We start from the raw sequence: 14,749 nt of genomic DNA on the forward strand, positions 1-14,749 counted from the left end.
CAAATAAATGGAAAGTTTAGATCTTAGTAATAAGAGGATTCTAGTTACTGGTGGAGCTGGATTTCTAGGGCGTCAGGTAGTGGATCAGTTGTGTAAAGCTGGAGCGGATGCACAGAAGATTACTATTCCGCGATCGCGTGATTATGACCTGCGCTCTTTAGAGAACTGTCAAAGAGCTGTGGATCAGCAGGATATCATCATTCATCTTGCTGCTCACGTTGGTGGCATTGGTCTTAATCGAGAAAAGCCAGCTGAGCTATTCTATGACAATTTAATGATGGGTACTCAGCTAATTCATGCCGCCTATGAAGCTGGTGTGGAAAAATTTGTCTGTGTTGGTACCATCTGTGCCTATCCCAAATTCACACCAGTACCCTTCAAAGAGGATAACCTCTGGGATGGTTATCCAGAAGAAACCAATGCCCCTTATGGGGTTGCGAAGAAAGCTCTTTTAGTCCAGCTACAAGCCTATCGGCAACAGTACGGATTCAATGGCATCTACCTGTTACCCGTGAACTTGTATGGTCCGGAAGATAATTTCGACCCCAGCAGTTCCCACGTAATCCCTGCCCTAATTCGTAAAGTCTATGAAGCGCAGCAAAAGGGAGAAATGACATTGCCAGCGTGGGGTGATGGCAGTCCTACCCGTGAGTTTCTCTACTCAACTGATGCAGCACGGGGTATTGTGATGGCTACCACCGATTACAATCAGCCAGAGCCAGTTAATTTGGGTACAGGCTATGAAATCTCAATTCGCGATTTAGTTGAGTTGATTTGCGAATTGATGGAATTTAAGGGAGAAATTGTCTGGGAAACTGATAAACCCAATGGTCAGCCTCGCCGTTGTCTGGATATTCAACGAGCGAAGGAGGAGTTTAACTTCACTGCTCAGATGGAGTTTAAGCAGGGGTTGAAGAATACTATCGACTGGTATCGACAACACGCTAGCTAAATCTACCCAAACCCATTGTAGCTTGGGGCGAAGTATTTGTACCTGGATATGTAGCTTAAACAGTAGCTCTAAGAGTGCCAGTTTGTATACAAATACTTCGCCCTCTAAGGGGAAAGCCAGACAGACTTTACTAGAAGAGTAATCAAAAGACAATTTATATCCTGTCTGGAAGCATTAAGAGTGTAAGGTTTGGTAATTAGTAATGGGCAACGAGGAATTGTGATTACTCCCAAACCATTACCCATTACCGAAAAAAAATTCGACTATGAACACTACCGAAAAAACCGGACACGATAGGAAAATTGGGGTTTTTATCCTTTTAAAAAATCTAATTTAATCAGATCACAGCCTATTCAATCTTAATCAAGATAGCATATAAATTAGCATATAAATCTAGATTTTTTCAAAGAAATACCTAGCTTCTGACGGTGAAAAAAGGGTGAGTAATCTACTATTTTTTTTTCAGTGAGTATTAAACTTTTTTCCTGAGCAATTATGGAAGCTATAGACTATTCAGAAGAAATAGATTTTCAGAAATACTGGCTAGTTCTCAAACGGCGCTTTTTGCCAGCTACCCTAGCCTTTGGTGGTGTTCTCGGTCTTGCTGCATGGTATGCCTCCTCTCAAAAAACTGTTTATTTAGCAGCAGCTCAACTGCTGTTAAAGACAGATAATTCCTCTTCTCTGACCGGGTTGGATAATCCAACTGCCACGATTGATAATGTGGCTCGCCAGAGCGACCCCTTATCTACGGAAGTAGAAATTCTTCGTTCCAGACCAATTATAGAAAAAACAATCAGAGCTCTCAACCTCAGGGATAAAAACGGTGAATTTTACCCTCCTGGGGTCATTTTAGGAGGACTGAGTGTCAAACCAATTTTGGGGACAGACATCCTAACCATTTCCTATAAATCCCCTAATGCTAATTGGGCAGAAAAGATAGTTAACACACTGATTAGGGTTTACATAGAGAATGATATCCAAACTAACCGAGCCGAAGCTGTCGCAGCTCGTGACTTTATTGAGAAACAACTCCCAAAAGTTGAAGCTACTGTCAGCCAAGCAGAAGCGGATTTGCGTAGATTCAAAGAAGCTAATAAAATATTAGACCTGCAACAAGAAGCTAGCATTGCAGTCGGGTCGATTGCCAAATTAGACGACGAAATTTCTCAACTTCAGGCTCAGTTAGCACAGATAAATGCTCAGTCTGATGGCTTGCGCAATAAGATCGGTCTGGATACACAGCAAGCTGTGGCAGCTACGTCTTTAAGGCAGTCTGCTGGGGTGCAGGAGGCACTCAGACAACTCCAAGATGTACAAGCTCAGTTAGCAGTCGAGCGCACCCGCTTCAACGATGAATACCCGACAGTGGCTAAGTTGGCTCTTCAGGAAGCCGCACTATTAGAACTACTACAAGAGCGAATAGAACAGGTCATTGGTAGCCAACAACCAGCGCCACCGGTTAATAGTTTGTTAGAGTTTGGACCGATCCAGCAACAACTGACTGCAGAACTGGTTCAGTCCGAGGTACAGCGTTTAGGACTGACTAGCCAGCTAGCTGTTCTGACCAATACTCAGTCGGCTTACAAACAGCGGTCTAGAGTCCTACCGAGACTAGAGCAGAATCAGCGGGAACTGGAGCGACGGGTAGCTGCTGCACAAGCAACTTACCAAATTTTGTTAAGCAAACTACAAGAAACCCGAGTTGCGGAAAATCAAAATGTCGGTAATGCCCGTGTTATTTCAGAGGCTATCGTTCCTGAAAACCCGATTCCGATCCCAACCAACCTGATCCTGGCAGGGGGAGCCTTTGCTGGTATCTTAGTTGCGATCGCTACGGCTTTCTTGCTCGACCTCTTAGACAGATCGGTTCATACGCTCAAAGAGTTAAAAGAGTTGTTCAGATATACGTTGTTAGGGGTTATTCCAGACTACGGCAAGCTGGTCAGTACAAGCTATTTTGGTGGATTTTCTCAACAGAATGTTTTCCCCATTTTTCCGAGAGATTTGCCCCGCTCTGTCATTGGTGAAGCCTATCAAATTCTGCAAGCCAATCTGAAATTTATCAGTTCTGATCGACCACTGCAATCGATTGTAGTAACCAGTTCTGTTCCTAAGGAAGGCAAGTCTCATGTCTGTGCTAATTTAGCTGCAGCTATGGCTCAAGTAGGACGCCGCGTGTTACTAATCGATGCTGATCTGCGTTATCCATCTCAACATCATCTGTGGGAACTAACTAACTCAGTGGGTTTAAGTAATATTCTCGTGGGTGAGGCTCAATTTCATCAGGCTAAACAGGAAGTAATGACTGGTCTTGATGTTCTGATGGCTGGGGTCATCCCTCCAAATCCTGTGGCTCTTCTGGACTCTCAGAAGATGGCTTCACTGATGGAGAAGTTCTCACAAGAGTATGACTGCGTTATCTTAGATACTCCAGCATTAGCTGGTATGGCTGATGCCCCAATTTTGGGCAAAATGGCTGACGGCATTTTGCTGGTAGCCCGACCTGAAAAGGTAGATTCTGCAAGCGCTAATGCGACTAAGGAAATTCTCAACAGCTCAGGTCAAAATGTTCTGGGGTTAGTTACCAATGGTGTAATCTTCAAAAACGAACCTAACGGCTATATCTACCACAACAGGGAAAACTATACTCCCCCAGATGTCAGTCAGGAAAAGGCTGAATGTAATCAGCCGTAAAACCTTGCACGCTGTGAATCTATTATCCAGAAGCTGCGCTGCCAGAACTTTGGTGGCGCATTCTGATCATAATTCCTAAGGTTATTTGCTTCATCATCCAGTAAAATACTGTCAGCACCACGAATGTTACGGCCATCACTAGTAGTGGACCTTTCGAGGTTAAATCATGAATCATGCCCTTGGCTAAGCTATTGGGTTGAGCAACCAAGTCCCAGCTGTTGAACCGTTGGAATCGTCCTAGATAAATACCAAAGGCGCACAGAGCATGAGTAATTAACTCAGCTGAAAATATCAACTTTCCTAACCTTCGCCGCTGCAAATACTCACCTAGGTTCATCACAGATAGAACGTAAGCTTCAAAACCGGTTAGGATAACTAGCAGATGTTGGGGAATAACAACTAGAGTAATTGTCCATACTGAGTAATTCCTGCGAATGGCTTGAATTAGATGAATCACATCGGTGAGCAGATAGGGCGCATTGGGCAAAAATAGGATAAAAACTGCTAAACCTATCCACCATAATCCGGAGTGTAAGCCAGATTTACTGCGGAATAGCCAAAAACTTAGAGCTAATGGTATTGATGCTAGAAACAAATTCCAAGCCATCCAGTCATTGTTGCTATGCCAAGCTTTCCATACCTCAGTCAGTAATGTGTCCATAGACATGATTAGTGAACCTTTGCTCTAGGGTAGATTAGCCTTGTTAAGTGGTATTGAATTTAATCCTTATCCTAACTCATCCGTTCAGCTTTGAGTTTTGAGCTTGAGCTTTCATAGGTCATACTTCATACTTCAGCCTTAATAAGCGGTTGACGGTTGACGGTTGAAAGTTGAAAGTTGAAAGTTGAAAGTTTAAGGTTTAAAGTTGGAAGCCCTTGAATCTCATAGCAATTCTGGCTCATTACCCATTACCGATTACCCGAGAAGGGATATGATCATCAGTCAACTGGATTTGAGATAACCATGCCTCAGAATCGGATTATTACTCTCCTGAGTGATTTTGGCTTACAAGATGCTTATGTGGGTGTGATGAAGGGTGTCATTGCCCAAGTTAACCCAACTTTAAGTATAGTAGACCTGACTCACCAAATCCCCCCTCAAAACCTAGCCGCTGCTCGGTTTAATTTGATCAATGCCTATCCCTACTTTCCACCTGGGACAGTTCATGTGGCGGTGGTTGATCCAGGAGTCGGCAGTCACCGAAGAGCGATCGCTATCCAACTCTCACAGGGTTTCTTGGTCGGTCCAGATAATGGGCTATTCAGTGGAATTTTGGAGCAATACCCAGTCATGGCAGCAGTTGAGCTAACCAACTCAGCCTACTGGCGCACTATAAACCCTAGCACTACGTTTCATGGTCGAGATATCTTTGCCAGTGTTGGAGCTCACTTGGCTAGTGGCTTAGCAATCGAAAGGTTGGGAGAGGTAATTGAGCCAAACACTTTGGTAAGGCTAGATATACCAACAAAAACACTAACCGATGATGGGATGATTGGTTCTATCCAATATGTTGACCATTTTGGCAATTTAATCACTAATATCCCAGGGGCTGAGGTTGATGGCAAAACTTGGTCTGTTAGGATAAGCGATCGCATTATCCCCCATACTCAAACCTATAGCAATTGCCAACTTGGAGAGTTCGTTGCCCTAATTGGTAGTCATGGTTGGGTGGAAATCGCTGTTAACGGTGGGAGTGCTAAGTCTCAATTACAGCTGGATTGGGGAGATACAGTTGAATTAAGCATTAAAAATTAGAATGTTAATAGTACCGAGTTCCTTTCCAGGATATTATGACCACATCACTACAACCATCTGAACCGGTAGTTTACCAAGGTCAGTTTGGCGAATTTACCATTACCGAAAGCGATCGCATTGGCGTAGTTATCTACCGCGCTGGCTTAGTGGTAGCAGCCTTGAGCTTTGCGATCGCGAGTAATTTAATTCTATTGCGGGGAGCTAGCCCAAGTATTTTAAATGTCCTGACTCCTCTTTATGGCTTATTCTGCCTTGCCCTAGGGGTTAGCTTAGTCACCATTCATATTTATCTAGCACCCCTGCACCGCCTACTACAAATCTTTTGGGGCATCGGTTGCATTTCCTCAATTGTACTGGCATTTTCCAGCAATGAGCCCCTTGCTCTATACATTTATAACCATCCTATTTCTCTATTCGGAATTGGTTTTACCTTTGCAGCGTTAACCGGAATTTATTTCAAGGAAGCATTTTGCTTTAATCGCTTGGAAACTAAATTCCTAACTCCCCTAGTACCCATGCTGTTACTGGGACATATAGTTGGATTTTGGTCTACAGATTGGGAGATGATTCTGCTAGGACTCTGGGCGGTTTTGTTTATCGTGTTTGCCCTGCGTAAAGTATTGCAAGCGATTCCAGATGATATTGGTGATAAGTCGGTTTTTGAATATCTCAAAAAGAAGCGTGTGTAAGCTATAAGCTATAAGCTATAAGCTATAAGCTATAAGCTATAAGCGATCAGCGATCAGTTATCAGTTATCAGTTATCAGCTATCAGCGTGTCGCGTATCAGCGTGTCGCGTATCAGCGTGTCGCGTATCAGTTATCAGCGTGTCGCGTATCAGCTTATGCGCTACTTGAGGGGCTACTTGAGTTGCCATTGGCCTACGGCCAAGCTACACCGAACAGCTTTTGAATAAAATAAACTGACCGCTGACCGCTAACCGCTGAGCACTGACCACTGACCACTGACCACTGACCGCTGACTGCTGAATGCTTACTCCAATTTTCATTAATCTCGAACTATTAAATTCTCCTGTTTGCGCATTGCGCATTGGGCATAGGCACACACTACGCTGGGTTGATTTTAACCTGACGGCTGACAGCTGACGGCTGACAGCTGACGGCTGAATGCTTACAAACCTGTAGAGAATTAATCAGCTACTACTCATTAGTCAATTACCAAAAAACAATACTATAAACGAAGGAAGCAAGGGGACTGACTATAATCCTTTTTTAAATAATCCGGACAGATGGGACTTTGATTGGTAAGTACTAGAAAAGTGAGATGCTCTAGACCTTATTAGTCATCAGTGATTATTAGTCATCAGTGATTAGGTGACCACGGTTTTCTCTACCGTAGACTATACCGTACATTAGTGACCACAATATCATTTATTTGTGGTTACTAATGACTAGTGACTATTGACGAGATAATTTTTAATTAAAAGTCCCAATCATGCGTTTAGTATGTAGGCGAAAACAGTGGGTTTTAACGGTTCAAGGATGGTTTGTGAATACTTTTTTGATTATTACTTGCAGTCTTTTTATGTTAACTCATATCCACCCATTTTTATCGATTAAGTCTCCGATTAACGCTGATGCATTAGTAGTAGAAGGATGGCTACCGGACTATGCCTTAAAAGGTGCCATGGAAGAATTTGATCGGGGTAATTATCAAAAATTAATCACCACCGGCCCTCCTCTGCGTAAAGGATATTATCTGTCAGAGTATAAAACCTATGCTGAACTGACTGCGGCAACGTGTATCGCACTGGGTGTTGAGCCAGATAAACTAGTTGCTGTTCCAGCACCAGATGTTAATGTAAATCGTACGTTAGCATCGGCTCAGGCGTTACGGGAGTGGCTATTAACCTCAGATGAATCAATCAAGTCTATTAATCTTTATTCATTTGATGTTCATACTCGCAGAAGTTGGCTGATATTTAAGCAAGTTCTTGCTCCTGAGTTTAAAGTTGGCGCAATAGCTGCTAACTCCCTTGACTATGAACCAAAACAGTGGTGGGTTTCTAGTCAAGGAGTGCGGTCAATCATGTCTGAAACAATTGCTTATATCTATGCTCAAGTTGTAAGTTTGAAAGTGTGAACATTGGAAAAATTGCTATATTTTAATTTGGTGAGGGAGTAGGGAATAGGGAATAGGGAGTAGGGAGTAGGGAATAGGGAGTAGGGAGTAGGGAGTAGGGAGTAGGGAGTAGGAAACATGTCTTATATCAAGTCAGGTTGAATACCCATAATTAGAGGGAGGGTGGGAAGTGTGGGGAGGGTGGGGAGATGGGGAGATGGGGAGATAGGGGAGATTTTTATTAAGGGTAATTATCCCGACATGATATTAACCTTTAGTTTGACTGCTCTATTATTATGGTTCTTCAAGACTTTTTATACTAAAGTTCCAGTTAAAAAAATCATAAAGCTGACTGTACAAGCGATACAGAGGTGCGACCCGTGGCGAATTTAATTACGGGTCAAGGGCACCTAAGCGGTCTTGGGATAAACCCCCACTCGTTATTGCATCAAGGCAGGAAAATTAGGCTCTTCAACTAACAAATTTTTCGGAATACGGCCTCTTAGCACTATTCCCTGTTCCCTGTTCCCCGTTCCCTCTTACAGACTGTTTATTTAACATCAAAACTACGGTAGAGCCATTATTATTCATTCATGGTACGATAGGTAGCTACTGCTGAAGGAGATATCCGATTCAGATAGCGGAAAATCCAATATTTGATAACCGAATCCAAGATAACTGGAAATGTGGCAATGAACAAAAATATAAACTCTCGACTTTCTGGTATTCCTAAATGTCGGGATAAGGCTTCTAGGATTACTTCCCAACCGTGGGGAGAGTGGAATCCTACAAACATATCGGTAAACAAAATAATGATAAAGGCTTTGGCACTATCACTAAGTCCATAGATAATATCATCCATAAAAGATTTTAAAATAATTACATCTCGCTTGCTGTTCATGATAACTAAGGCAAAAGCAACTAGAGCTATAATGTCAGCGAAAATATTTTTAATGGCATTGGACCCTTGATTATAATAGTCTTCTGCCAGTTCGTTAGCTTTATGCTTAATCTCTTCTTCCATCTCCTCTTCAGATAGTTTAGGAGTAAACCCCAGTAAGCTTTTAAAGTGGAGTTCTTCTTCAAATTTTTTTAACTCTATCAGAGCTTCTTCTTCCATCTCATAATTTAAAAAAATAGCTGATTCATGGTTACTTCTAAAGTGCTCAACTATGGGACTAACTAGAAACGTTTTGGAAATTTGCTGAGTTAAAATAGGAACAATAGTTAAAATTAGGATAAACTTAATAGAGATTACGGTTTTACGTTGAGACCGACGAAAGGTTTTGACAACTTTATCTTCGGCTCGTGGATCGAGTTCCTGCTGAATTCTTTTGACTGTCCCTACAATTGACCTAGGTAATACACCGGTTTTATCCGTTACTTTCTTGGAGTTAGCTCCTTGATTATTCCGAGATGAATTGTTGTCTGATTCCCAATAAGCGGCTTCTCGAAGATTGGAATTTTGGTTGATAACCTGTCTTGGACTGGAGTTAGTAATTTGATTATCTGGCTTTTGGTCTATGGGAATCAATGCTGCGGTGGATTTTTCCGGTTTTGGTGGCGCATAATTGTTGATGATTTCATCAATAAAATTTAATTTTTCAATAAGTATTGACTGCTGATCGCTGAGGTCGATTGACTCAGATAACCGAGAATTTTCCCTAGCTTGTTGTTGACTAGTTTCGAGAGGATTAGATCCAGTTAATTCAGAATTTATTATAACAGAACGACTGGTTTGAAATTCTGCTAGTCTAACGTTGATAGTCTTGATATATTTATTAATTTCTGCCTCAAAATAGGCAATAACGCTGTTACTATATTGACTGGTATCGGCGGAGATTTTTTTACCTCCAAAATATTCATCTTCAATTGCTTTAATTTTTAGTGCCGCTTTGTATGCCTGATCCAAGGCTCTCTCTGGTGTATCGAAGAACCATTGTCTAGCTGTGCGTAAGATAGTTTGAAGATTCATTCAATTCTCTAGGATCATACTCTGAACATCTAAGGGGTGCATTCTTGCACGTGATTATTCCTAGAACTCTTACATCCTAGTTCCTGTGCTATACTAACAAATTACCTAAAGAAAAATTTTGTGGCTCAAAATTCACTGTGGATAATTGGCTCAACTCGCACTGGCAAAACAAGTCGCCTTGTGAGTCAGTTTTACCAATGGGTTGAAGGAGGACTGGATTGGTCAAACCCAAATTCGAGTTCAAGATATCAAAGAACTCCCTCAAAAGCCCCAGGAATTTTAGTGTTTGCGGCTAATGACGATAATCGGCGTGAGTTGGCAGATCGGCTCACAGAGGTAATCCGGGGACGGTATCCAGTACTTTCCAAGACACCTTTAGGTTTTTTTCAAGATGAGGTAATGCTATTTTGGCCCTTGTTAATTGGGCGATTGGATATCAAGGCACAGTTTCCGTTGCGATTGCGTCCTGAGACTGAGCAGGACTTAGCCACCCAGCACTGGCGTACTGACCTGGATAATGATCTACTACAACTGCCAGGGGGGAATGATTACACTAGAGTTCGTCGGCTCCTGGACTTGTTACAATTAGCAGCAGTGAGTGGGATACCTGTTGAAGACATTCCCCACATGTTAACGGTCGGGATTCCAGAGGAGGAAGGAAACCCGGAACTTTGGTCAACTGTGGGAAAGCTGTTGCTAGAGTGGCGAAGCTGGTGTCTAGAAAGGGGATTATTAACCTACGGGATTATTGCTGAACTGTATTGGCGGTATTTGTTGCCAGACCCCACTTATCAGCAGTATTTGCAGCAGCGCTATCAGGCAGTGCTGGCGGATGATGTGGATGACTATCCTGCGATCGCTCGGGATTTATTTGAGACTCTACTCAATCAAGGGGCTGTAGGAGCTTTTAGTTTTAATCCTAATGGACAGGTACGTTTGGGTCTTAATGCTGACCCGAATTATCTAGCGGATTTGGCATCCCGTTGCTTGGTGGAAATCTTACCGGATTTATCTATTGATGCAATGCCTGTTGAATTGGCAAACACAGTAGTGGAATTAATTACTAATTCCATGTTTATTGAGGGTCTACCTGAGTCTATCCAATCGATTCAAACCACCTCCCGTGCTCAACTGTTGCAGCAAACGGCTGGGGTGATTAGTCAAGCTGTCAAGTCTGGGCAAGTGCAGCCTGGTGAAATAGCGATCATTGCTCCAGGTCTAGATGCGATCGCACGCTACACCTTAACGGAAATTCTGACTAACTTTGGCATTGCTGTAGAACCTCTCAACGACCAGCGCCCATTAATTAGCTCACCGATGGTTCAGGGATTACTAACCCTACTAGCGCTAGTGTATCCTGGGTTGGGACGGTTAGTGAATCGAGATGCGATCGCACAAATGCTGGTAGTGCTCAGTAGCCAACCACAAGTGCAGGAGTTGAAGGTTGAAAGGTTGAAGGTTGAAAGGTTGAAGGTTGAGAGTTCAAATCTGCAACCGGCAACCCTAATTGACCCTGTCCGTGCTGGTTTATTAGCGGATCACTGCTATGCTCCTGATCCTGAGCAACCTCGTCTGTTACCAGTGGAGTCGTTTCCTCGTTGGGATAGGTTAGGGCATCAGGCAACGACTGCCTACTCAGAGATTTTCCAATGGTTAGAATTACAGCGCGAGCAACAACAACAGGGTCTGATTCCTTCGTGCTTGGTAGTTTTCGACCGCGCCATTCAGAAATTTTTGTGGCATGGCTCTAATCTCGCCTATGAACAGCTAGCAGCACTGCGGGAACTGATGGAAACCGCTCAACACTACTGGGAAGTGAATGGACGCCTGGGGAAAGAGTTGAAGGTGAATGATTCGAGCCAAACCAACCAACAACCGTCTAACCGTCAGCGTTCCACCCAAACTATCACGCAATTCATTCTGATGCTACGTGGTGGCACGGTTACTGCTAATCCCTATCCCGTCCGCCGCCTACCGACAGCTACCAATGCCGTTACCCTAGCTACTATTTTCCAATACCGTGCCGCTCGCCGCTGCCACCGTTGGCACTTTTGGTTAGATGCAGGTTCTTCCCTCTGGCTCAGTGGTGGTGCAGCTACCCTTTTCGGAGCTCATCTATTTCTAAAGGAATGGTCTGGACGTCCTTGGACAGAGGAAGATAAAGTCCAAGCTGATCAACAGCGATTAGAGCGGATTTTGCGAGATTTATTCGGTAGAGTTACAGAGCGGGTTTACTTGTGTCATAGCGAATTAGCGGTTAGTGGCACAGAGCAGAATGGTCCGTTATTGTCATTGATACATACGGCGATAAATACTGCTGTTTCTTGACAATTCTAGTGGGATATTTCTGTTAGAAGTCTTGGCATGTTTGAGTTTTATTTTTACCAGCGCGAAGGGGCAAGCTATATCCTTTCCGTATTACAAACCAGAGATCAAGCCCAAGACAAATATCCACAACATCAGGCTCAGTGGTGCGCCAAAGAGAATCCCCACGATTGCCCACCCTCTTTGGTGAGCTTTGAAGTGTTCAATACTCCGCCAGCGACGACTTTTCCAAGCCCATTCATTGCCCTTGGCACCGAGCGCGATCGCCATAAACCAACCCACTTGAGGCACAAACGCTAGCAGTCCAATCCAAACATTATTCGTCATAGACCAAAACCAAGGTATTAAAAAAGCTCCCCAGTTCCAACCTTTGATTTCATCTGGTACGGGTACTCGATCATCCAATACACCCCCTTGACCTGAATTATTTACAAAATTGCTTCGGGGGAGTTTGATCAGTTTGTTGCTTTTGGGAGTATTGAGTGTCATGCCCAACTCTAGGGCTAGAATTGCCTCAGACGCACTTTTGAAGCGTTGCTCTGGAGCCGGTTCTGTCAGCTTCTCAATCCAGCTGATCAGGTTAGCACTGAGGTTGACTTGGTCTTTAAAGCAAATGCGCAAATTCCGCTGGGGCAAGTCAGCAGGTGCAGTCCTGGTGAGCAAATGAATCAACGTCGCCCCTAAGCCATACAAATCCGATGCTGGTACTGCCCTACCACCAAACTGTTCCATGGGGGCGTAACCATAGGTTCCCACTACTGTAAATGTAGCGCCCTCTTGGGATGCCCGATCCTGCACTGACCCGAAATCGATGACATAAATCTGCCCATCATCCCCTAAAATTAGATTGCTAGGCTTAATATCTCGGTGTAGTACGGCTGGATTCAGCTGATGGAGAAATTCAAGAATTTTCAGCACATCCACAGCTATTTGGCGCACTTCCCCTTCTGTAAATCGTTTACCTTGATTTAGTTTTTCCTTGAGAGAGGAGCCAGGGATATAGTTGTGTACCAAGCCAAACCAGAGTACTCGGTCATCAATGTTAAAATAATCAAGATACTTGGGAATCCGGGGATGATTGAGCTGTTTAAGCACCTGTGCTTCTCGCTCAAAGAGTTTTAAATCGTCCCAATTAACGTCACCACCAAATGCCAGCAGTTTAACAACTACCAATTCTGGAGGTGACACTCCTATATCCTCAGCTAGCCAAGTTTGTCGTCCAGCATTATGTCCCAGTTGTTGCTTGAGTTGATAGCGCTCATGTAATATTTGTTCGGCTTCCAACATCTCGGCTTAATGTCCTCAGTGGCTCATCCATCCCATCAGCGTGCTCGGTTAATCTCAAGCTAGATGGGTGGATGAAGGGCAAAGGGCAAAGGCTAAAGGGGTGGGTTAGATGATGATTTTTCTTACCAATCAATTTTTCGGCGTTGCGTCAGTCTTCGAATGAATAGGAGTAGAGTGGGCATCCTGCCCGCCCGAAAATATATTGAAACTGGCAAGATGCCAGTTCCACGCAAGATGCCCATTCCACGCAAGATGCCCATTCCACTTGCACTCTTAAAACCATTCCATTATTAAGCAACGCCAATTTTTCTTACCAATCAAACTGATGTGTCATTGACATTCGACCCCTATAGCTCTAATATAGCCAGATTTTCTGGGGATGACAGCCATGATGACAAGTTTATTCACTTGAAATTCTTTGTTCATCATCACCTTCATCCATCAAACTCTACACACTAGGCGTTAACTCAACCCAATCCTTCAACCACTGGATGGAAGTAAAACGCTAGTCCTAATACGACATAAGCTGCCAATAGCAAAACCCCTTCGAGCCAGTTTGACTTACCATCAGAACTAATCGAATTAGTAATCAACACAGCTACGGCTACTGCTACCAATTCAAAGGGATTAAAATCCAAATCCATGGGCTGACCCATCAACCACCCAGCCAGCACTAACACTGGGGCAACAAATAGGGCAATTTGCAGACTAGACCCTACGGCTACGGAAACTGAGAGATCCATCTTATTCTTCATTGCGACAGTTACCGCAGTGGCGTGTTCTGCTGCATTACCAATTACGGGCAGTAAAATTACTCCGGTAAACAGTTCTGTTAGTCCTAACTCTGATGTGGCAGATTCCAAGCTATCCACCAAAAGTTCTGACTCTAGTGCCACCAGCAGGGTAACCACTACCAAGACTCCCACCCACAACCAGATATTAGGCAGATGTTTAGATTCGGAACTGGCAATTTCACCCTCCCCTGTTTCTTCTAACTCCATTTCCGCCATTCCTACATCAAACAGATAGGTGTGGGTTTTCATGGAAAATAATAGAGTTAGCCCATAAACCAGAATTAAAACCAGGGCAACTGCCACCGAAAGCTGTTGTAATGTAGATTGAGGAATACCAATGGATGTGGTATCCATTGCTGTTGGTAGCAACATGGCAATCACTGCTAGGTTCATTGAAGAGGCATTCACCCGCGCCACAATGGGCTGAAACTCCTGTTCTTTGTAACGCAATCCACCCAGCAGCATCGCAAATCCCATCACTAGGAGTAGGTTACCGATGATGGAGCCAGTGATGGTGGCTTTAACCACTTCTACTAACCCAGCATTCAGGGCAATTAGGGCAATGATTAATTCTGTAGCGTTGCCAAAGGTGGCATTTAATAACCCTCCTAGGTTTGGACCGACCACCACAGCAATTTCTTCTGTGGCTGTTCCCATCCATGCTGCTAAAGGAATAATTGCTAAGCAAGAGGTAATGAAAATAACCGCCGAGTTCCACTCTAGAAATTCAGCGGCTACTGAAATGGGAAGAAATACTAGGAAAATTGACAAAATTTGGTTTTTGGTGAGCATTTAGGTTTCTTTACCTCAAGAGATTTACTATTCTAGTTAGTCTCGGGGACTAGGGCAGTATCGAAAGGGGCTTAGTCAATCCCTCTTGC

13 protein-coding genes are annotated in these 14,749 nt (G+C 43.6%); 7 read left to right on the forward strand and 6 right to left on the reverse strand.

The features are described from left to right. Nucleotides 1-7 precede the first annotated feature (7 nt). Together F6J90_RS09370 and F6J90_RS09375 are read left to right on the forward strand one after the other, a co-directional pair. Complete coding sequence (locus tag F6J90_RS09370) at nucleotides 8-952, forward strand: GDP-L-fucose synthase (RefSeq protein ID WP_293040973.1); 945 nt, start codon at nucleotides 8-10, stop codon at nucleotides 950-952. A 495-nt stretch (nucleotides 953-1,447) separates the two neighbouring features. Beyond that, complete coding sequence (locus F6J90_RS09375; protein ID WP_293092367.1) at nucleotides 1,448-3,649, forward strand: polysaccharide biosynthesis tyrosine autokinase; 2,202 nt, start codon at nucleotides 1,448-1,450, stop codon at nucleotides 3,647-3,649. Nucleotides 3,650-3,671: 22 nt separating this feature from the next. Here F6J90_RS09375 and F6J90_RS09380 read toward each other — a convergent pair whose 3' ends face one another. Then, nucleotides 3,672-4,316 (reverse strand): DUF1361 domain-containing protein, encoded by a 645-nt coding sequence (locus F6J90_RS09380; RefSeq protein WP_366513734.1) that lies wholly within the window; start codon nucleotides 4,314-4,316, stop codon nucleotides 3,672-3,674. Between the two features lie 297 nt (nucleotides 4,317-4,613). On the opposite strand from F6J90_RS09380, the gene F6J90_RS09385 reads away from it, so the two are divergent. From F6J90_RS09385 to F6J90_RS09395, 3 genes are all read left to right on the forward strand, one after another. Further along, nucleotides 4,614-5,405, forward strand: a complete 792-nt coding sequence (locus tag F6J90_RS09385; protein ID WP_293092369.1) for an SAM-dependent chlorinase/fluorinase — start codon at nucleotides 4,614-4,616, stop codon at nucleotides 5,403-5,405. A 35-nt stretch (nucleotides 5,406-5,440) separates the two neighbouring features. Then, entirely contained in the window at nucleotides 5,441-6,094 is a 654-nt protein-coding gene (locus F6J90_RS09390) for a DUF2301 domain-containing membrane protein (RefSeq protein ID WP_293092371.1), read from the forward strand. A gap of 856 nt (nucleotides 6,095-6,950) precedes the next feature. Beyond that, nucleotides 6,951-7,508: an ElyC/SanA/YdcF family protein gene (locus tag F6J90_RS09395; protein WP_293092373.1), complete on the forward strand. Its 558-nt coding sequence runs from the start codon at nucleotides 6,951-6,953 to the stop codon at nucleotides 7,506-7,508. Here the strand turns inward: F6J90_RS09395 and F6J90_RS09400 are convergent. Continuing rightward, nucleotides 7,484-7,627 (reverse strand): hypothetical protein, encoded by a 144-nt coding sequence (locus F6J90_RS09400; RefSeq protein ID WP_293092375.1) that lies wholly within the window; start codon nucleotides 7,625-7,627, stop codon nucleotides 7,484-7,486. The genes F6J90_RS09395 and F6J90_RS09400 overlap by 25 nt on opposite strands. 61 nt (nucleotides 7,628-7,688) lie before the next feature. Between F6J90_RS09400 and F6J90_RS09405 the strand changes: the two genes are divergently transcribed. Continuing rightward, nucleotides 7,689-7,880 (forward strand): hypothetical protein, encoded by a 192-nt coding sequence (locus tag F6J90_RS09405; protein WP_293092377.1) that lies wholly within the window; start codon nucleotides 7,689-7,691, stop codon nucleotides 7,878-7,880. Between the two features lie 190 nt (nucleotides 7,881-8,070). On the opposite strand, the gene F6J90_RS09410 is transcribed toward F6J90_RS09405, so the two are convergent. Continuing rightward, nucleotides 8,071-9,462 carry a proton extrusion protein PcxA gene (locus tag F6J90_RS09410; RefSeq protein ID WP_293092379.1) on the reverse strand — a complete coding sequence of 464 codons (1,392 nt, stop codon included), beginning with the start codon at nucleotides 9,460-9,462 and terminating at the stop codon, nucleotides 8,071-8,073. A gap of 120 nt (nucleotides 9,463-9,582) precedes the next feature. Here F6J90_RS09410 and F6J90_RS09415 point away from each other — a divergent pair, with 120 nt between their 5' ends. Further along, nucleotides 9,583-11,790, forward strand: a complete 2,208-nt coding sequence (locus F6J90_RS09415; protein WP_293092381.1) for a recombinase family protein — start codon at nucleotides 9,583-9,585, stop codon at nucleotides 11,788-11,790. A gap of 90 nt (nucleotides 11,791-11,880) precedes the next feature. Here F6J90_RS09415 and F6J90_RS09420 read toward each other — a convergent pair whose 3' ends face one another. The 3 genes from F6J90_RS09420 to cax all read right to left on the reverse strand — a co-directional run bounded on the left by F6J90_RS09420 (nucleotide 11,881) and on the right by cax (nucleotide 14,660). Continuing rightward, a complete protein-coding gene (locus tag F6J90_RS09420) occupies nucleotides 11,881-13,074 on the reverse strand; it encodes a serine/threonine-protein kinase (RefSeq protein ID WP_293092383.1) in 1,194 nt (397 codons plus the stop codon). Nucleotides 13,075-13,222: 148 nt separating this feature from the next. Next, the gene (locus F6J90_RS09425) at nucleotides 13,223-13,372 is read right to left on the reverse strand and encodes a hypothetical protein (RefSeq protein ID WP_293092385.1); all 150 of its coding nucleotides are present in this window, start codon (nucleotides 13,370-13,372) and stop codon (nucleotides 13,223-13,225) included. Between the two features lie 169 nt (nucleotides 13,373-13,541). Next, on the reverse strand, nucleotides 13,542-14,660 hold the full coding sequence (cax, locus tag F6J90_RS09430; protein WP_293092387.1) for a calcium/proton exchanger: 1,119 nt from the start codon (nucleotides 14,658-14,660) through the stop codon (nucleotides 13,542-13,544). Between the last annotated feature and the right edge of the window lie 89 nt (nucleotides 14,661-14,749).

Origin of the sequence: Moorena sp. SIOASIH (assembly GCF_010671925.1) — a bacterium.
In the GTDB taxonomy this organism is placed as follows: domain Bacteria; phylum Cyanobacteriota; class Cyanobacteriia; order Cyanobacteriales; family Coleofasciculaceae; genus Moorena.